Annotated in this window: 19 protein-coding genes and 1 pseudogene; 4 read left to right on the plus strand and 16 right to left on the minus strand. The window is 64.1% G+C overall.

The window, feature by feature from the left end; translation table 11 throughout:
- Positions 1 to 14 precede the first annotated feature (14 nt).
- The 16 genes from mraZ to ACTNAU_RS09780 all read right to left on the minus strand — a co-directional run bounded on the left by mraZ (position 15) and on the right by ACTNAU_RS09780 (position 12077).
- On the minus strand, positions 15 to 437 hold the full coding sequence (gene mraZ, locus ACTNAU_RS09705; RefSeq protein WP_021661164.1) for a division/cell wall cluster transcriptional repressor MraZ: 423 nt from the start codon (positions 435 to 437) through the stop codon (positions 15 to 17).
- Between the two features lie 1067 nt (positions 438 to 1504).
- Positions 1505 to 1957 (minus strand): hypothetical protein, encoded by a 453-nt coding sequence (locus ACTNAU_RS09710; protein ID WP_021661161.1) that lies wholly within the window; start codon positions 1955 to 1957, stop codon positions 1505 to 1507.
- Positions 1954 to 2445, minus strand: coding sequence for a pantetheine-phosphate adenylyltransferase (coaD, locus tag ACTNAU_RS09715; RefSeq protein WP_021661160.1), 492 nt, complete (start codon positions 2443 to 2445; stop codon positions 1954 to 1956). The genes ACTNAU_RS09710 and coaD overlap by 4 nt, the downstream gene beginning before the upstream one ends.
- Positions 2446 to 2988 carry a 16S rRNA (guanine(966)-N(2))-methyltransferase RsmD gene (rsmD, locus tag ACTNAU_RS09720; RefSeq protein WP_441098306.1) on the minus strand — a complete coding sequence of 181 codons (543 nt, stop codon included), beginning with the start codon at positions 2986 to 2988 and terminating at the stop codon, positions 2446 to 2448.
- Positions 2989 to 3139: 151 nt separating this feature from the next.
- Positions 3140 to 4960 carry an excinuclease ABC subunit UvrC gene (gene uvrC, locus ACTNAU_RS09725; RefSeq protein ID WP_441098308.1) on the minus strand — a complete coding sequence of 607 codons (1821 nt, stop codon included), beginning with the start codon at positions 4958 to 4960 and terminating at the stop codon, positions 3140 to 3142.
- Positions 4961 to 5044: 84 nt separating this feature from the next.
- Entirely contained in the window at positions 5045 to 5308 is a 264-nt protein-coding gene (locus ACTNAU_RS09730; protein ID WP_021661156.1) for an HPr family phosphocarrier protein, read from the minus strand.
- 216 nt (positions 5309 to 5524) lie between these two features.
- On the minus strand, positions 5525 to 6241 hold the full coding sequence (locus ACTNAU_RS09735) for a DUF554 domain-containing protein (RefSeq protein WP_216402093.1): 717 nt from the start codon (positions 6239 to 6241) through the stop codon (positions 5525 to 5527).
- Complete coding sequence (gene trmD / locus ACTNAU_RS09740) at positions 6238 to 6993, minus strand: tRNA (guanosine(37)-N1)-methyltransferase TrmD (RefSeq protein WP_441098320.1); 756 nt, start codon at positions 6991 to 6993, stop codon at positions 6238 to 6240. The genes ACTNAU_RS09735 and trmD overlap by 4 nt, the downstream gene beginning before the upstream one ends.
- Entirely contained in the window at positions 6993 to 7493 is a 501-nt protein-coding gene (gene rimM, locus ACTNAU_RS09745; protein WP_185916597.1) for a ribosome maturation factor RimM, read from the minus strand. The genes trmD and rimM overlap by 1 nt, the downstream gene beginning before the upstream one ends.
- A gap of 90 nt (positions 7494 to 7583) precedes the next feature.
- Positions 7584 to 7817 (minus strand): KH domain-containing protein, encoded by a 234-nt coding sequence (locus tag ACTNAU_RS09750; protein WP_059003917.1) that lies wholly within the window; start codon positions 7815 to 7817, stop codon positions 7584 to 7586.
- 23 nt (positions 7818 to 7840) lie between these two features.
- Positions 7841 to 8083: a 30S ribosomal protein S16 gene (gene rpsP, locus ACTNAU_RS09755; protein ID WP_185916596.1), complete on the minus strand. Its 243-nt coding sequence runs from the start codon at positions 8081 to 8083 to the stop codon at positions 7841 to 7843.
- A gap of 158 nt (positions 8084 to 8241) precedes the next feature.
- Positions 8242 to 9564: a signal recognition particle protein gene (gene ffh, locus ACTNAU_RS09760; protein ID WP_185916595.1), complete on the minus strand. Its 1323-nt coding sequence runs from the start codon at positions 9562 to 9564 to the stop codon at positions 8242 to 8244.
- Positions 9565 to 9582: 18 nt separating this feature from the next.
- The gene (gene ylxM / locus ACTNAU_RS09765; RefSeq protein ID WP_059003921.1) at positions 9583 to 9945 is read right to left on the minus strand and encodes a YlxM family DNA-binding protein; all 363 of its coding nucleotides are present in this window, start codon (positions 9943 to 9945) and stop codon (positions 9583 to 9585) included.
- A gap of 51 nt (positions 9946 to 9996) precedes the next feature.
- A complete protein-coding gene (locus ACTNAU_RS09770; protein ID WP_441098311.1) occupies positions 9997 to 10347 on the minus strand; it encodes a hypothetical protein in 351 nt (116 codons plus the stop codon).
- 63 nt (positions 10348 to 10410) lie between these two features.
- Positions 10411 to 10791, minus strand: a complete 381-nt coding sequence (locus tag ACTNAU_RS09775) for a hypothetical protein (protein WP_441098313.1) — start codon at positions 10789 to 10791, stop codon at positions 10411 to 10413.
- A 101-nt stretch (positions 10792 to 10892) separates the two neighbouring features.
- The gene (locus tag ACTNAU_RS09780; RefSeq protein WP_216402090.1) at positions 10893 to 12077 is read right to left on the minus strand and encodes a metal-dependent hydrolase family protein; all 1185 of its coding nucleotides are present in this window, start codon (positions 12075 to 12077) and stop codon (positions 10893 to 10895) included.
- Positions 12078 to 12299: 222 nt separating this feature from the next.
- On the opposite strand from ACTNAU_RS09780, the gene ACTNAU_RS09785 reads away from it, so the two are divergent.
- From ACTNAU_RS09785 to ACTNAU_RS09800, 4 genes and pseudogenes are all read left to right on the plus strand, one after another.
- The gene (locus tag ACTNAU_RS09785; protein ID WP_441098315.1) at positions 12300 to 12620 is read left to right on the plus strand and encodes a FeoA family protein; all 321 of its coding nucleotides are present in this window, start codon (positions 12300 to 12302) and stop codon (positions 12618 to 12620) included.
- The gene (gene feoB, locus ACTNAU_RS09790; protein ID WP_441098317.1) at positions 12617 to 14632 is read left to right on the plus strand and encodes a ferrous iron transport protein B; all 2016 of its coding nucleotides are present in this window, start codon (positions 12617 to 12619) and stop codon (positions 14630 to 14632) included. The genes ACTNAU_RS09785 and feoB overlap by 4 nt, the downstream gene beginning before the upstream one ends.
- A gap of 22 nt (positions 14633 to 14654) precedes the next feature.
- Positions 14655 to 14858: a FeoB-associated Cys-rich membrane protein gene (locus ACTNAU_RS09795; RefSeq protein WP_441098319.1), complete on the plus strand. Its 204-nt coding sequence runs from the start codon at positions 14655 to 14657 to the stop codon at positions 14856 to 14858.
- A gap of 822 nt (positions 14859 to 15680) precedes the next feature.
- Positions 15681 to 16099 (plus strand): annotated as a pseudogene (locus ACTNAU_RS09800) (hypothetical protein); the annotation flags it as partial.

Below are 16099 nucleotides of genomic sequence, written 5' to 3' on the forward strand. Positions count from 1 at the left end.
CCCCCCTCTGCGGGCTAGAAGCCCAGCTCGTCCATGATCCCGGCGATGTCGTCGGAATCGAGTTTGGCGCACTCCGCATCCCAGCGGGACTTGTCCCAGATCTCGGCGTGGTTGGAGGCGCCGACCACCACCACGTCCTTTTCCAGCCCGGCGTATTCCCGCAAGGCCGCGGGCAGGAGGATCCGCCCCTGCTTGTCCGGCTCGCACTCCACCGCGCCCGCAAAGAGGATGCGCTGGAAGGGCCGGGCCTTGGACATGGGCAGACCCTTGATCTTTTCGGCGAGGAGGTTCCACTCTTCGTAGGAATAGGCGGCCAGACAGGCGTCGCCCAGGCTCTTGGTCACCACAAAGCGCACCCCCAGATCGTCCCGCAGCCGGGCCGGAAAGATCATCCGCCCCTTGGGATCGATGTTGTGGCTGTACTCCCCGATGAGCATCTCCTCACCCCCTTTGTGGTGTTTCGTGCCTTTTTCCACCACTTTTCACCACTTGAACCTATTATAGGGCCCGTCCCCTCAAAAATCAAGGGCCGGGCTCGTTTTTTTGGAATGTTTACATTTCCAATTGTTTCCTTAACCGCCGTTTTTTCAGGTTGTTTTTCACAAAAACGACAGAACAACTTCTCTTTTTTGTGCGCGCTTTTCCAGTCCTTTCCTCTCTCCCTCGGGCGGTGGGGGAAAGTGGGGAGCAGGGTCGCCGGTGGAAGGAGGGAGAGGTCTCTCCTCTTTTAGAGAGGCAAAGGGGGCATTGAGCGCCCCCTTTGCCGGGAGAGAGCGTCCCCTTTGCCAGGACTGAGCGTTCCCTTTGTCAGGATTGTGCACACCCCTTTGCCAGGAGAGAGCACTTCCTTTGCCAGGAGAGAGCACTTCCTTTGTCAGGAGAGAGCGCCCCCTTTGTCAGGAGAGAGCGCCCCCTTTGTCAGGAGAGAGCGCCCCCTTTGTCAGGAGAGAGCGCCCCCTTTGTCAGGAGAGAGCGCCCCCTTGCCGGGATTGTGCGCCCTCTTGCCGGGATTGTGCGCCCTCTTTGCCAGGAGAGAGCGCGCCCCTTCGCTAGGAGAGAGCGCCTCCTTTGCCGGGAGAGAGGGGGCTGCGCGGGCACCCGAGAGCTGCCCCCTTTTTTTCTGGCCGGGCGTGCCCGGAAAACACAGGGCATATTTCTCCCCCTGGACCGCCTTCTCCCCCCAAAGCGGTTTACCGCAAAAGCGCGCAAAGACGGCCGTTCAGAGGTGACTTCCCCCCCTCCTCTCCACCCCACTGCCCGGTACCGGCGAGATGCCCTCCGCACGGCGGCGGCGCTCCGCCCCCTTCCCCGTGGGTGGGATCGAAAAAGCGGGAACGGCTCCCTCTCCAAATGGGGGTTTACCACCCGGCAGAAGTTGCCGCAGGCGGAAAGGGCGATTGCCTGCAAAGCCCCCCCTCCTCTCCTCCCTCTCCCGACCACAGCGGGGCAGGGCGGCTGGTACCGGCAGGCCGCCCCTCCCGCGCGACCGCGGGCAGAACAGGCGCTATTTCTTGCGGCCCCGCAGCTTGGTGCGGGTCTCCTTGACCTCCTCCATCGAGGCCACCAGGAACTGCTCGGTGCTCTTCATCAGGTTGTCGGCAAACTCGGTGGCGGCCTGCCGCATCTCCCGGGCCTGCATCTGGGCCTGGCTGATGATCTCGGCCGCCTTCTGCTGGGCGGCCTTGGTCAGGTCGTCCTGGTTGACGATGGCGCGGGCCTTGTCCTCGGCCTTTTTGACGATGGAGGCCGCCTCCTTCTTGGCGGTGGAGATGATCTCGGCCCGGTCGTTGACAATGGCCTTGGCCTGGCGCACCTCGGCCGGCAGGTTGAGGCGGATGTCGTCGGTCAGCTCCCGCATCTTCTCAATGTCCACCACCCGGCGGCCGCCGGAGAGGGGCAGGGTCCAGGCATCCTCCAGGGCCTCGTCCAGCAAATCCAAAATCTCGTCGATGTTCATTTTGACACTCCTTTACTCAACCGCTGTTTGATGGGCTCGATGATCGCCTGGGGGACAAAGTCGTCGATGTCGCCGCCAAAGGCCGCGATCTGCTTGACCAGGCTGGAACTGAGGTACATGTACTTGGAATTGGTGTTGAGGAAGATGGTCTCCAGCTGGGGGTCGAGCTTTTTGTTGGCCAGGGCCATCTGAAATTCGTACTCAAAGTCGCTGACGGCCCGCAGGCCGCGGATGGAGGCGGTGGCCCCCACCTGCCGGGCGTAGTCCACCAGTAGCCCCTGGTAGGCGTCCACCTCGACATTTGCCAGGTCGCCGGTGACCGCCCGGATCAGCTCCACCCGCTCCTCCACCGAGAAGGCGGTGCGCTTGTCGGGGTTGACCGAGACCAGCACCACCACCCGGTCAAAGAGGCGGGAGGCCCGCAGGATGATGTCCAGGTGGCCCTTGGTGATGGGGTCGAAACTGCCGGGGCAGAGGGCGGTGCGCATCTACTCCTCCCCCTTCTGGTAGAGGGAGATGACCGTCTTGCCGTAGCGGTAGCTCTTCTGTTTGAGGAGGAGGCCGTAGCTCTCCTCCAAGGGCAGGTCCCGCTCGCCCTCCACCAGCACCTTGCCGCCGGGGGCCAGCACCGGCGCCAGGGCGGCGAGGATCTCGCCGTACTGGCCGCAGTGGTAGGGGGGGTCGACAAAGACGAAGTCAAAGCGCTCCCGGCAGCGGGCCAGATAGGCCAGGGCGTCGGCCTGGATGACGCGGGCCCGCTCGGCCACCTTGGCGGCCTGGACGTTGCGCTTGATCACCTCTTGGCTGCGGCGGTCCTGGTCCACAAAGACGCAGAGGCTGGCCCCCCGGCTGAGGGCCTCGATCCCCAGCTGGCCAGAGCCGGCAAAGAGGTCGAGGGCGGTGCGGCCGGGCAGCTCAAAGTGGATGGCGCTGAACAGCCCCTCCTTCACCCGGTCGGCGGTGGGGCGGACATCCTGCCCGGGGACCGTCTCCAGCTTGACGCCCCGGGCCGTTCCGGTAATGACTCTCATGGCAGATTCCTCGTGGCGGGGGGGGGGGGGGGGGGGGGGGGGGCGCGGCCGCCCCCGCCCCCCCCGTCCGCTCTCTCCTGTTACTGTTCATATTATCCCGAATGGGAAAGGGGTTGTCAAGTTTTTTCGACAGCCTTTGCAGGGGCTGGCACTACTTCCCATTGAAGTAGTTGTAGACGGCCAGGGCGGCGCTCTTGGGCAGCTTGCCCCGGTCCATCAGCACCTGCACCGGCGCCAGGGAGATCTCCTCCAGCGACTGAAAGGCCCCCAGCAGCTGTTTGGCCCGCTTTTCCCCCACCCCGGGGATGTTGGTCAGCTCCGACTTGAGGGCCGAGTTCTTGTGCAGCTTGCGCTGGTAGGAGATGGCGTAGCGGTGCACCTCGTCCTGGATGGTGGTGACCAGCTTGAAGGCCGCCTTGAAGGAGGAGAGGGCCACCTCCGAACCGTCCAGGGCGATGGCCCGGGTGCGGTGCTTCTGGTCCTTGACCATCCCGAACACCGGGATCTGCAGCCCCATCTCGGCCACCAGGGGGCGGATGGCCGAGACGTGCCCCTTGCCGCCGTCGAGGAGGATCAGGTCGGGGGTGGTGGCAAAGCCCTCGTCGGCGTCGCCGTTTTTCAGCCGGGTCAGCCGGCGGGTGAGGGCCTCTTTCATGGAGGAGTAGTCGTCCTGCCCCACCACCGTCTGGATCTTGAAGCGCTTGTAGGCCCGGCGGTAGGGGCGGCCGTCCTTGAAGACCACCATCCCGCACACCTTGTAGCTTTCCCCCAGATTGGAGATGTCATAACTCTCGATATAGGCGGGGGGTTCTTCCAGCCCCAGCAGCTTGGCCAGCTCGTCCAGGGCGGCAATCTCCCGCGCCGGGCGGCGACTGCGGTAGGAGATGCCGGTGACCGCGTTGTCGTAGGCCATCTTCACCAGCCGCAGCTTCTCCCCCCGCTGGGGGATCAGCAGTTCGGCCTTGCTCCCCCGCCGCTCGCTCAGCAGCTGCTCGATGAGAGGGCGGTCGGGCAGTTCCAGCTCCAGCAGCACCTCCTTGGGCAGGTCGGCGCGGGTTGTGTAGTAGCGGGCCACAAATTCGTTGAGGATGTCGGCGGGGGCGCCGTCGTCCTTTAATAGATACTCGTCCTTGTCGGAGAGGCGGCCCTGGCGGAACTTGAGGACCACCACGCAGACCTTTCCCTCCCCCTTGGCCAGGGCGATGGCGTCCATGTCCACCTTGCTCTCAAAGACCACCTTCTGCCGCTCGTTTAGCCGCTGCAGCGACTGCAGCTGGTCCCGCACGGCGGCGGCCTTCTCGAATTCCAGGTTCTCGCTGTATCGCTGCATCTCCGCCTGCAGGTCTTTGATGATCTTGTCGGCCCCGGTGGTGATGTAGGCGATGGCCCGGTCCACCATCTCCCGGTACTGGGCCTGGCTGATCTTGCCGGTGCAGACCCCGCAGCACTGCTTGATGTGGTAGTTGAGACAGGGACGCTCCCGGCCGATGTCCTGGGGGAAGCGCTTTTTGCAGCTGGGCAGCAGAAAGGCCTTTTTGGCCAGCTCCACGCTCTGGGTGACGATGAAGGAGCTGGTGTAGGGGCCGATATAGGTGCTGCCGTCGTCGATCTTCTGCTTGGCGGCCTGGATGTCGGGCCAGTCGCCGGGGGTGATCTTGATGTAGTGGTAGCCCTTGTCGTCCTTCAAGAGGATGTTGTACTTGGGGCTGTACTGCTTGATGAGGCTGCACTCCAGCACCAGGGCCTCGAACTCGCTCTGGGTGACGATGAAGTCGAAGTCGTTGACGTGCATCACCATCTGGTAGACCTTGGGCAGGTGGCTCTCCACCGCCATGAAGTAGCTGGAAACCCGGTTTTTCAGCTTTTTGGCCTTGCCCACATAGATGACCTTGCCGGTCTTGTCCTTCATGATGTAGACCCCCGGCTCCAGGGGCAGCTGATGGGATTTCTGCCGCAGCTGTTCCAGTGTCATGGCGCTCCTCCTCCCGCTCTGCAAAGACGCAAAAAAGGCGCAGCCGGAAAGGCCCGGCGGCGCCCGATCGCATATCCCAAATGCCTACTCTTTAAAGCCAGACTCCACCAGGGCCACCAGGGCCTCAACGGCCTGCTGCTCGTCGCTGCCGTCGGCCAGGATGCGGATGGCGGTGTCCCCCACGATCCCCAGGGAGAGGACGCCCAGCAGGCTTTTGGCGTTGACCCGGCGCTCGTCCTTCTCGACCCAGATGGAGGACTTGAACTCGTTGGCCTTCTGAATAAAGAAGGTGGCCGGGCGGGCGTGCAGACCGACCTGGTTTTCTACAACAACATCTTTCACAAACATAGCGATAGACTCCTTGTCCGTAAATTCTGCCCCCGCTTGTCTTGGGGCGGTGTGGCTGACTTCCCCCGGCCGTGTGCCGGGACATTTTGGATACACTGCGATTTTCAAACGACCTCATTATAGCAATCCCCATGGGATTTGTCAGCAGCTAGAGGGGATTTTCTGCTTTTGCGATAATACCGCCACTTTCCCGGCGACGGGCTTTGTACAACATTTCTACATTTTTATAAACATCATCAGCAGGTTGTACAGTGGCGGTACAAAGATGGCGGGCAGCAAATTGGCCGTTTTGATCCGCTCGCCAAAGAGGAAGTTGATGCCGATGACCAGGATGATGGCGTTGCCCACCATGGAGATCTGCCCCATGAGGGCGTCGGTCATCAGGGGGGCCAGGGCCCCGGCCCCCAGGGTCAGCGCCCCCTGGTAGAGGAGGACCGCCAGGGCGGCAAAGCCCACGCTGGGCCCCAGGGAGGCGGTGAGGACCGCCGCCGAGACCAGGTCGAGGGTGCTCTTGACCAAGAGGATGCTGTAGTCGCCGGTGAGCCCCTCCTCCAGCGCCCCGAGGATGGCCATGGCCCCCACGCAGAAGATGACCGCCGCCGGCACGAACCCCTGGGCAAAGCCCTTGATCTTGAGTTTGCGCTCCACAAAGCCGCCGAACCGGCCCAGCCGGTCGTCGATCTTCAGCAGTTCCCCCGCCAACACCCCCAGCACCAGGCTGACTAGGAGGAGCAGCCCCCCGTCGAAGGAGACCGCGCCCCCCTCCACCCGGCCCATGGCGCCCAGGGTGCCGGTGAGGCCGATGAGGACGACCGCCAGCCCCATGGTCTTCATCACCGCGTCCTCGATGCGCTGGGGGATCCCCTTTTTGCAGAGGAAGCCGACGCCGGTGCCCAGCAGCACCGTGCCCACGTTGATCAGGGTGCCGATCATACCGTCTCCTCCCACTCCCCGCCGGGCGCTTCCAGGGCCTCTAAAAAGGCCCGATCCGCCCCGTCCAAGGGGGCTTTTTGCAGCATGTCGGGGCGCTTTTCCCAGGTGTTGCGCAGGGCCTCTTCCCGCCGGTAGCGCTGGATGTTGGCGTGGTGCCCCGAGAGGAGGACCGGCGGCACCTCCCTGCCCTGCCAGACTGGCGGGCGGGTGTACTGGGGGTACTCCAGCAGCCCGTTCCAGTGGCTCTCCTCGGTGAAGCAGTCCTCGCTGGAGAGGACCCCCGGGCACAGCCGCACCACCGAGTCCACAAAGGCCATGGCGGCGATCTCCCCCCCGGTGAGGACAAAGTCCCCCAGGGAGATCTCCTCGTCGACGATCTCGTCGAGGACCCGCTGGTCCACCCCCTCGTAGTGCCCGCAGAGGACAAAGAGGGACCCCTCCCCCGCGTACTCCCGGCTCACCTGCTGGGTGAGGACCCGCCCCTGGGGCGACATGTAGACCGCCTTGGGCCGCCCCCCCCGCTGGGCGCAGACCGCCTCAAAGCAGCGGAAGATGGGCTCGGGCTGCATCACCATCCCCATCCCCCCGCCGTAGGGGTAGTCGTCCACCCGGCCGTGCTTGTCCAGGGTGTAGTCGCGGATGTTGTGGCAGCGGATGTCCACCAGCCCGTCGGCCATGGCCCGGCCGATGATCGACTCCCCCAAAACGGCCATCACCATCTCGGGGAAGATGGTGGCGATGTCGATCGTCATCATTCAAACAGCCCCTCCAGCGGGCGGATGCGCATCTCCCCGGCGGCCAGGTCGATGGTCAGCACCACCTCTTTGATGGCGGGGATCAGGGTGATGCGCCCCTCTTTTTCAATGTGGTAGACGTCGTTGGCCCCGGTCTGGCTGACCTCGCAGAGGGTGCCGTAGCATTCGCCGGTGTCGGCGTCCCGCACCGTCAGGCCCACCAGGTCCTGCACGAAAAAGCTGCCCTCGGGCAGCTGCACGTCGCCCCGGTCCATGTAGAGGACCTTGCCGATGTAGCGGGTGGCCTGCTCCACCGTGTCGATCCCCTCGAACTTGCAGACCACCACGTTTTTGTGCACCCGGCTGCGCTCGATTTGCAGGGTCTCGGCCCGGCCCTCGGTGAAGAGCCGCTCAAAGCCCAGCAGAAAGTCCGGCGAATCGCACCAGGGCTGAATGCGCACCTCGCCGCGCACCCCGTGGGTGGTGACGATCTTCCCCACTTCCAAATCCTGTTTCATCTCGTCCTCCCTCGGCCGCGCCAGAGGCGGCCCCACAAAGGCAGTAGGGAAAGCAAAGTCGCCCTCGCTTTCCCTACGGTGTGAAGTTCCCTAGTCGATGTCCACCTGGACCTTTTCGCCGACGCGAACAGCGGCCGCCCGCATCACAGTGCGAATGGCCTTGGCGATCCGCCCCTGCTTGCCGATGACCCGGCCCATGTCGTCGGCCGCCACGTGGATGTGGTAGACGGTGACGCCCTCTTCATTGGGCTCGTCCTTCTGCACCTGGACGGCGGCCTTGTCCTCGACCAGGCCGGTCACCAGGGTGATGAGCAGTTCTTCCATGCCACAGACCTCCTCGGGCAAAATTACTCGGCGCCCTGCTGTTTGAGCAGGCTCTTGACGGTGTCGGTGGGCTGGGCGCCGTTGGCGATCCACTTCTGGGCCTTCTCCATGTCGATCTTCACCACTTTGGGGTCTTTGGTCGGGTCGTAGTAGCCCAGCTCCTCAATGAAGCGGCCGCCGCGGGGGTAGCGGGAGTCGGCCACGACGATGCGGTAAAAGGGGGCTTTCTTGGCGCCCATCCGGCGCAGTCTGATTTTCACTGCCATGATACAATTCCTCCAATGATGTTGTTCTCTTTATTGCTGTGCAATAAATGGGGTCGGCGGCTGCAAGGCCGCGCTCTTTTATAGCACCGGCCGGTCTCCCGGGCCGGAATCTACCAATAAAAAAGGTTACACAAAGGTTACATGTGGTTACACAGGGGTTACATAAAGGGCATCATCCGCCGCCGCTTGCCGGGGCGGCTGAACTGCTTCATCAGCTTGCTCATGGTCTCGAACTGCTTGAGCAGGCGGTTGACGTCCTCCACCCGGGTGCCGCTGCCGGCGGCGATGCGCCGCTTGCGGCTGGGGTTGATGAGTTTGGGCTTGGCCCGCTCGGCCGGGGTCATGGAGCAGATGATGGCCCGCACCTGGTCCATCTGGCGGTCGTCCAGGTCGGCCCCGCTGAGCTTGTTTCCGATCCCCCCGGGGAGCATGCTCACGATCTGCTGCAGGCTGCCCATGTTCCGCATTTGGTCGAGCTGGACGAGCATGTCCTCCAAATCGAACTTGTTCTTGCGGAACTTCTCCTCCATGGCCTTTTGCTGCTTTTCGTCGAACTGGGTCTGGGCCTTTTCGATGAAGGTGAGCACGTCCCCCATCCCCAGGATGCGGGAGGCCATGCGGTCGGGGTAGAAGGGCTCCAGGTCGTCCAGCTTCTCGCCGGTGCCCGAAAACTTGATGGGCTTGCCGGTGACCGCCTTGACCGAGAGGGCCGCGCCGCCCCGGGTGTCGCCGTCGAGTTTGGTGAGCACCACGCCGGTGATCTCCAGCAGCTGGTTGAAGCTCTCGGCCACCGAGACGGCGTCCTGGCCGGTCATGGAGTCGATGACCAGCAAGATCTCGTCGGGCCCGACCGCCGCCTTGATGGCGGCCAACTCGGCCATCAGGGCCTCGTCGATGTGCAGCCGGCCGGCGGTGTCGAGGATGACGATGTCGTTGCCGTAGTCCTTGGCGTGGGCCAGGGCCTTTTTGGCAATCTCCACCGGGTCGCCCTGCCCCATCTCAAAGACCGGGACCCCGGCCTGTTCGCCCACCACCTGCAGCTGTTTGATGGCCGCCGGGCGGTAGACGTCGCAGGCCACCAGCAGCGGGCGGTGCCCCTGGCTTTTGAGCAGCTTGCCCAGCTTGCCCGAGTGGGTGGTCTTGCCCGAGCCCTGCAGGCCGCACATCATGATGACGCAGGGCGGCTTGGAGGGGATGTGCAGCCGGCTGACCTCCCCCCCCATGAGGGAGATGAGCTCTTCGTGGACGATCTTGATGACCTGCTGGGCCGGGGTCAAACTCTCGAAGACGGCGGCGCCCACCGCCCGCTCGGTCACCGCGTCCACAAACTGCTTGGCGACCTTGTAGTTGACGTCCGCCTCCAGCAGGGCCAGGCGGACCTCCCGCATGGCGGTCTTGACGTCCTTCTCCCCCAGCTTGCCCTTCTGCTTCAGCTTTTTAAAGGCGGCGGACAGCTTTTCAGACAGTCCTTCAAAGGCCACGGTGTTTCCCCCTTTTCCCTATTCGCCGATCTCTTTGACGGTCTCCAATATTGCCTTGACCGACCGCTCGATCTCGGCGGAGGAGTTGTAGTTGTCGTTGAGCAGCGAGATGTTCTTGGCCTCCTGGGTGATCCGCTCCAGCCCCTGGTACATCTGGCGGTAGCGGCGGCAGAGGCCCAGCTTCTCCTCCATCTCCAGCAGGGTGGCCTCCCCCCTCTTAATGGAGTCGCGCACCCCCTGGCGGGTGATGCCGGTGTTCTCGGCGATCTCGCCCAGGGAGAGGTCCTGGTCGTAGTAGAGGACGATGCAGTCGCGCTGCTTCTCGGTGAGCAGCTCCCCGTAAAAGTCGCACAGCAGGGCGATCTCCAAATTTTTGGACACGGGCCGCTCCCCCCTCTCAAAAAGACACGCCGGAGGCCCGGCACTGGGCCATCAGCGTGTAAAGTGTTTTTCTTTACATTGAGTATAGCAAAGCCCTGGTCCCCTGTCAAGGCCTTTCGCTTTACCAATTGCAACTTTCGTCAAAAAAGAAGGGGGCATTTTGTGCAGGCGACCCCATTTTTTCTGCCCGCAGACAAAGGCGGTCACCTTTTCGACCCCGGCGCAGGAGAATTCGGTCGCGGCCTCGGCCAGCTTTTGCAGCCCCTGCGCCCCGCAAAAGCGGTGGTTGCAGCCGGTGTCGGTGTGGGCGCAGAAGCGCTCGATCCCCCCGCCGGCAGAGTGCTCCCCCAAATGCCGGTAGAGCTGGTTGCCGATGCCCAGGCCGCGGCAGCTCTCGTCCACGGGGAAGAGGGAGAGCTCGGCGTCAAAGGGGCAGTCGACCGCCCGGTGTAGGGCGGCCAGGGTCTAGCCGTGGCCCGCCCACTCCCCGTTCCCCCTGCGAAAAGAGCGGTCGAAGAGGAGGGGGACGGTGTGGCGGAGGGCGCGAGAGGAAGTCCCCCCGTGCCACCGCTTCCTGCCCTTGCGGCAGTCGGAGCCCACAATGGCCCCCACCGGCCGGCCCTCCCGCAGGGCCACGCAGGTATAGCTCTGCCGCAGCGGGCAGGAGAGCAGGTAGCTCTGCCCGAAGTGGGCGGCCCCTTTTGGGCTCCCTGTGAACTGGCCAGCCTTTCGGGTATCGACGGCGATGCGGCGCAGTCGGGCGGCTGGATGCTCCGGCAGGCGATCGCCTGTTTTTCCCTTTCTCCCAGGGCGGGCGGGCCGGTCGACCGCCCGCAAAAAGTACACATAGGGTATCCTCTCCCCCCCGCCTGTCGACCCCCCGCCCTGTATAAAAAGGGGGCGGAGCCCCTCGCTCCGCCCCCTGAGAGGGAGGCTTTTCCCCGGCGCTAGGCCCGGTAGACGATCTCCCCGTCCTTGATGGTCATCCGGTTGTCGGTGACGGTGGCGATGGTTTGCAGCGGGTCGTCCCGGTAGACGGCAAAGCAGGCCCGCTTGCCCGGGGTGATGGAGCCCAGGCTGTCCTCCACCCCGCAGAGTTTGGCCGACTCGATGGTGCCGATGCGCAGCGCCTCGAGGGGGGTGAGGCCGCCCTTTTCCACCATCAGCACGTACTCGCTGCAGCTGTTTTCCGGCGGGTTGGACGGGGTGCCCGCGTCGGTCCCCATGCAGATCTTGACCCCGGCGGCATAGGCGTCTTTGAAGGAGCGGATGTGGGAGTCGATGACCTCTTTGGTCTTGCGGATGACGTAGTCGGGCTGTTTGACCGGGCTGTCGCCGTAGAGGATGAAGTGGCTGGCCGCCAGGGTGGGGCAAAACCAGGTGCCCTGCTCCACCATCCGGCCGATGGTCTCCCCGTCCAGGTAGCAGCCGTGCTCGATGGAGTCGATGCCCGCCCGCACCGAGTCGCGGATGCCCGAGGCCCCCTGGGCGTGGGAGCAGACCTTGGCCCCGCACTTGTGGGCCTCTCTGACCACGGCCTCCATCTCCTCTAAATCCATCTGCTGGGCGCCGGGCTCCACCCCCTTGGTCATGATGCCGCCGGTGGCGATGACCTTGATCCAGTCGGCCCCGGCCCGCAGCTGGTCCCGGGTGGCCTTGCGCATCTCCTCCGCCCCGTCGGCCTGCAGGCCGCAGAGGGTCCAGCTGTGCCCGCCGGTGATGCAGATGCAGCGGCCGCAGGCGAGCATGTCCGGCCCCTGCACCCGCCCGGCGCGGATCTCGTCGCGCAGCAGGATGTCGATGCCCGAGTAGCCGCCCACGTCCCGGATGAAGGTGACCCCCGCCTTGAGAAAGCCCTGCAAGCTCTTGATGGCCAGCAGGGTCAGCCGGGCGTCGCTGCCGCCGATGAGGCCCATGTCGGCGTCGCTGCTGATGGTGATGTGGGTGTGGCAGTTGAAGGCGCCGGGGGCCAGGTACTGGCCGCCCATCTCCACCACCTGGCAGCCCTCGGGCAGGGGGCCCACCTCCCCGACCGCGGCGATCCTGCCGTCCTCCACCAGCACGTCGCCGGCAAAGCAGCGGCCCTCCAAGACGTCCACGATGTTGGCGTTTTTGAAACAGACCTGTTTCACCGTTTTCACTCCTCCTTCGCCGGCCGCAGGGGCCGGCCTTTTTTGCAAGTATGACACCCGCCGCGCCGTTTGTCCAACCCGGAAACCCCTTGCAAGCCCGCTTTCAAAAAAAGTTGTGAAAATTGTACAGACAGCTTCCCTTTTTCTTGACAATGCCGACAGGCAATAGTATGCTGTAAGCAGAGACTAACTTAGTGACGTGTGAAGAGGGGAAGTGCAGGTATGACATTGGACAAAGTGGCACCGGGGCAGGGGGGCGTCATCACCCAGGTGGGGGGCGAGGGGGTCCTCCGCCGCCGGCTGCTGGACATGGGGCTGACCCCCGGCACCCGGGTCTCGGTGCGCAAGATCGCCCCCATGGGCGACCCCATCGAGCTGTTTTTGCGCAGCTACGTGCTGACCATCCGCAAGGAGGAGGCGGCCAACATCGCCGTGGAGGGGGTGGGGGAAACCGCCCTCCCCCGCGCCGCCGAGCGCCGCCCCGAACCGGCGGAGGCAGGCGGCAGACCGGCGGAGCGCCGCAGGGGGAGGTGGGGCAGATGAGCCATCTGCTGGCCCTGGCGGGCAACCAAAACTGCGGCAAGACCACCCTCTTCAACGCCCTTACCGGCGCCAACCAGCACGTGGGCAACTTCCCCGGGGTGACGGTGGAGAAGAAAGAGGGCACCATCAAGCGCCAGAGGGACGCGGTGCTGGTGGACCTGCCGGGCATCTACTCCCTCTCCCCCTACACCTCGGAGGAGGTGGTGACCCGGGACTTTATTTTAAAGGAAAACCCCCTGGCCATCATCAACATCGTCGACGCCACCAACATCGAGCGCAACCTCTACCTGACGCTGCAGCTGATGGAGCTGCGCATCCCCATGGTCATCGCCCTGAACATGATGGACGAGGTGCGGGCCTCGGGCAACTCCATCGACGTGCCAAAGCTCAGCGAGCACCTGGGGCTGCCGGTGGTGCCCATCTCCGCCTCGAAAAAAGAGGGGATATCCGACCTGCTCGACGAGGTGGGCAAGGTCATCAAAAACCCGACGCCGCCGGAAAAGCTGGACTTCTGCACCGGCGAGGTGCACAAGGCCATCCACTCCATCGCCCACATCGTCGAGGACCAGGCCAAGGCCGCCGGCTACCCGCTGCGCTTCGCCGCCACCAAGCTGGTGGAGGGCGACAAGCCGATGCACGAGGCCCTGGGGGTGCGCGGGGAGGAGTACCACATCGTCCACCACATCATCCACCAGATGGAGCGCAACCTGGGCACCGACCGGGAGGCCGCCCTGGCGGACATGCGCTACAGCTACATCGAAAAAATCTGCGCCGACTGCGTCATCAAGCACCAGGAGACCCACGAGCAGATCCGCTCTGAAAAGATCGACCGGCTGCTGACCCACAAGTACCTGGGCATCCCCATCTTCTTCGGCATCATGTTCTTCATCTTCTGGCTGACCTTCGGGGTCATCGGCGAGCCCCTCAAGGGGCTGCTGGAGGAGGGGATCGCCGCCGCCACCGCCGCCTTTGGCGACCTGCTGGTGCGGGTGGGGGTCAGCGACTGGCTGCGCTCCCTCCTCATCGACGGGGTCTGCGTGGGGGTGGGCAGCGTCCTCTCCTTCCTCCCCATCATCGTGCTGCTGTTCTTCTTCCTCTCCATCTTGGAGGACAGCGGCTACATGGCCCGGGTGGCCTTTGTGATGGACAAACTGCTGCGCAAGATCGGCCTCTCCGGCCGCAGTTTCGTGCCCATGCTCATCGGCTTCGGCTGCTCGGTGCCCGCCATCATGGCCACCCGCACCCTGGCCAGCGAGCGGGACCGGAAGATGACCATCGTCCTCACCCCCTTCATGTCCTGCAGCGCCAAGCTGCCCATCTACGCCATGATCACCGCCGCCTTCTTCCCCAAAAACGGGGCGCTGGTGATGATCTCCCTCTACCTCACCGGCATCCTGGTGGCCGTTCTCTCGGGGCTGCTGCTCAAGCGCACCCTCTTTCAGGGCGAGCCGGTCCCCTTTGTGATGGAGCTGCCGGCCTACCGCATCCCCTCGGCCAAGAGCGTGGCCCTGCACATGTGGGAAAAGGCCAAGGACTTCATCCGCAAGGCCTTCACCATCATCTTCCTGGCGGCCATCATCATTTGGTTCTTGCAGAGCTTCGACTGGCGGCTCAACGCGGTGCAAAACAGCGCCGACAGCATCCTCGCCTCCATCGGCTCCTTCATCGCCCCCCTCTTCACCCCCCTGGGCTTTGGGGACTGGCGGGCTTCCACCGCCCTGATCACCGGCATCACCGCCAAGGAGACGGTGGTCAGCACCCTCACCGTTCTCACCGGGGCCCAGAGCGGCGCCCAGCTGGGCCAGATCTTGGGGACCATCTTCACCCCCCTGTCGGCCTTCTCCTTTTTGGCCTTCACCGTCCTCTACATGCCCTGTGTGGCCGCCTTCGCCGCCGAGCGGCGGGAGCTGGGCAGCACCCGCGGGGCGCTGCTGGCCTCCCTCTACCAGACCGGCGCGGCCTATGTGGTCGCCCTGCTGATCTACCAGGTGGGCAGTCTCTTCATCCGCTGATTTCTCTTGGGAGGTGTTTTTCATGAGCGTTGCTGACTGGGTGGTCCTGGGGCTGCTGGCCCTCTGCGTGGCCGCCGTCGTCTTTTTCCTGCGCCGCCAGAAGCGGCGGGGCGGGGGCTGCGCCGGCTGTTCCGGCTGCGCGGGCAGACAGGGCGGCGGCTGCGGGGGCTGCCCCTCCGCCGGGCCCTGCCCGCCGCCAGAGGGAGCGGGACATCGACCCCAATAACCGTCTTCTCAGAGGGGCGGGCCGTTTTGGGCCCGCCCCTCTTTTCTGTCCAAATGTTGACAGCCCCTTCTCTGTTTGTTCACACCTTCTAAATAAATCGACCATCTTGCACAAAAACCAGGCAATCACTTTAACGAAAATGCAAATGGACTTCCGGCGGCCAATCGAATATACTGAAGGTGCAATAGGGAAGCAGAATGACAGACAGAATGGAGGAGATTCCAGTGCAGCAGTTTGACCCACAGCATTGTGGTGATTGCCCGTGCCGCGTCTTTGCTCGTTTCTCTGTGAGTTCCCTCGGCGGTTTGTCCTGGTGACCCTCGACCGATCACCCAGCGTGTGACTTCACAGTTCCCCAAAGCGAACCAAAGCGCGAGAATGCGCCGATTGATTTGTATCCTGCGCACGACAAACGTCCAGCCCCTTGAAGTGTTTGTTTTACCGGCCCTCTGCAGCGGTGCAGAGAAGTTTCTGTGTAAGACCTGACCCCCGGCGTCCAAACCGCCGAGCAAGGGAGCGATCCTGACCCAGCGTTTTCGTGCAGTGCTTTATAAAAGGCGAATACCGGCCGTATGTGGGTATTTGACACCGTCCTCTCCCAAAAGAGGTGGCCATCAAAAAACTCCCTGGCACGGGCGATCCCACAATTTTTACAAGACAAGTTCATAGAGAAGAGAACGGGGCTGCCGCACTGCGACAGCCCTTCTTTTTTGCCGCGCCCCCATACCGGACAGACTGCCGCCGGTATTCTGTGCGATACTGCAAGGGTAAGACAGGCCCTCGGCCCGGGCCCCGCGCGAGGGGGAACCGCCGTTGGAGACCGTGCCCGCCAAACACCTGTTGCAAAAGACCCGCTCCCCCGCCCGGCTTGGCGCGGCGTACAACCGCGACCTCTACCGGGGCTGCTGCCACGGCTGCATCTACTGCGACAGCCGCAGCGAATGCTACCGCATCGACGACTTCGACCGGGTGCGCGCCAAGGAGAACGCCATCCCCCTGCTGCGGCAGGAGCTGGCGGCCAAGCGGCAGACCGGGGCGGTGAGCCCGGGGGCCATGGGCGACTGCTACAACCCCTTTTCTGTGCTATCCTGTAAATATCAAAGAGCGGGCCCAACCCCCGGGGCCCGCGCGGGGGGGAACCAACCTTGGAGACCGTGCCCGCCAAACACCTGCTGCAAAAGACCCGCTCCCCCGCCCGGCTTGGCGCGGCGTACAACCGCGACCTCTAACGGGGCTGCTGC

Source organism: Bittarella sp. HCP28S3_D9 (assembly GCF_052065655.1).
In the GTDB taxonomy this organism is placed as follows: Bacteria; Bacillota; Clostridia; order Oscillospirales; family Ruminococcaceae; genus Bittarella; species Bittarella massiliensis.

Bases quoted from the DNA above. Each gene is read 5' to 3' on its own strand.
- mraZ (WP_021661164.1), bottom strand. From the start codon at position 437: ATGCTCATCGGGGAGTACAGCCACAACATCGATCCCAAGGGGCGGATG.
- ACTNAU_RS09710 (WP_021661161.1), bottom strand. From the start codon at position 1,957: ATGAACATCGACGAGATTTTGGATTTGCTGGACGAGGCCCTGGAGGAT.
- coaD (WP_021661160.1), bottom strand. From the start codon at position 2,445: ATGCGCACCGCCCTCTGCCCCGGCAGTTTCGACCCCATCACCAAGGGC.
- rsmD (WP_441098306.1), bottom strand. From the start codon at position 2,988: ATGAGAGTCATTACCGGAACGGCCCGGGGCGTCAAGCTGGAGACGGTC.
- uvrC (WP_441098308.1), bottom strand. From the start codon at position 4,960: ATGACACTGGAACAGCTGCGGCAGAAATCCCATCAGCTGCCCCTGGAG.
- ACTNAU_RS09730 (WP_021661156.1), bottom strand. From the start codon at position 5,308: ATGTTTGTGAAAGATGTTGTTGTAGAAAACCAGGTCGGTCTGCACGCC.
- ACTNAU_RS09735 (WP_216402093.1), bottom strand. From the start codon at position 6,241: ATGATCGGCACCCTGATCAACGTGGGCACGGTGCTGCTGGGCACCGGC.
- trmD (WP_441098320.1), bottom strand. From the start codon at position 6,993: ATGACGATCGACATCGCCACCATCTTCCCCGAGATGGTGATGGCCGTT.
- rimM (WP_185916597.1), bottom strand. From the start codon at position 7,493: ATGAAACAGGATTTGGAAGTGGGGAAGATCGTCACCACCCACGGGGTG.
- ACTNAU_RS09750 (WP_059003917.1), bottom strand. From the start codon at position 7,817: ATGGAAGAACTGCTCATCACCCTGGTGACCGGCCTGGTCGAGGACAAG.
- rpsP (WP_185916596.1), bottom strand. From the start codon at position 8,083: ATGGCAGTGAAAATCAGACTGCGCCGGATGGGCGCCAAGAAAGCCCCC.
- ACTNAU_RS09785 (WP_441098315.1), top strand. From the start codon at position 12,300: ATGACATTGGACAAAGTGGCACCGGGGCAGGGGGGCGTCATCACCCAG.
- feoB (WP_441098317.1), top strand. From the start codon at position 12,617: ATGAGCCATCTGCTGGCCCTGGCGGGCAACCAAAACTGCGGCAAGACC.
- ACTNAU_RS09795 (WP_441098319.1), top strand. From the start codon at position 14,655: ATGAGCGTTGCTGACTGGGTGGTCCTGGGGCTGCTGGCCCTCTGCGTG.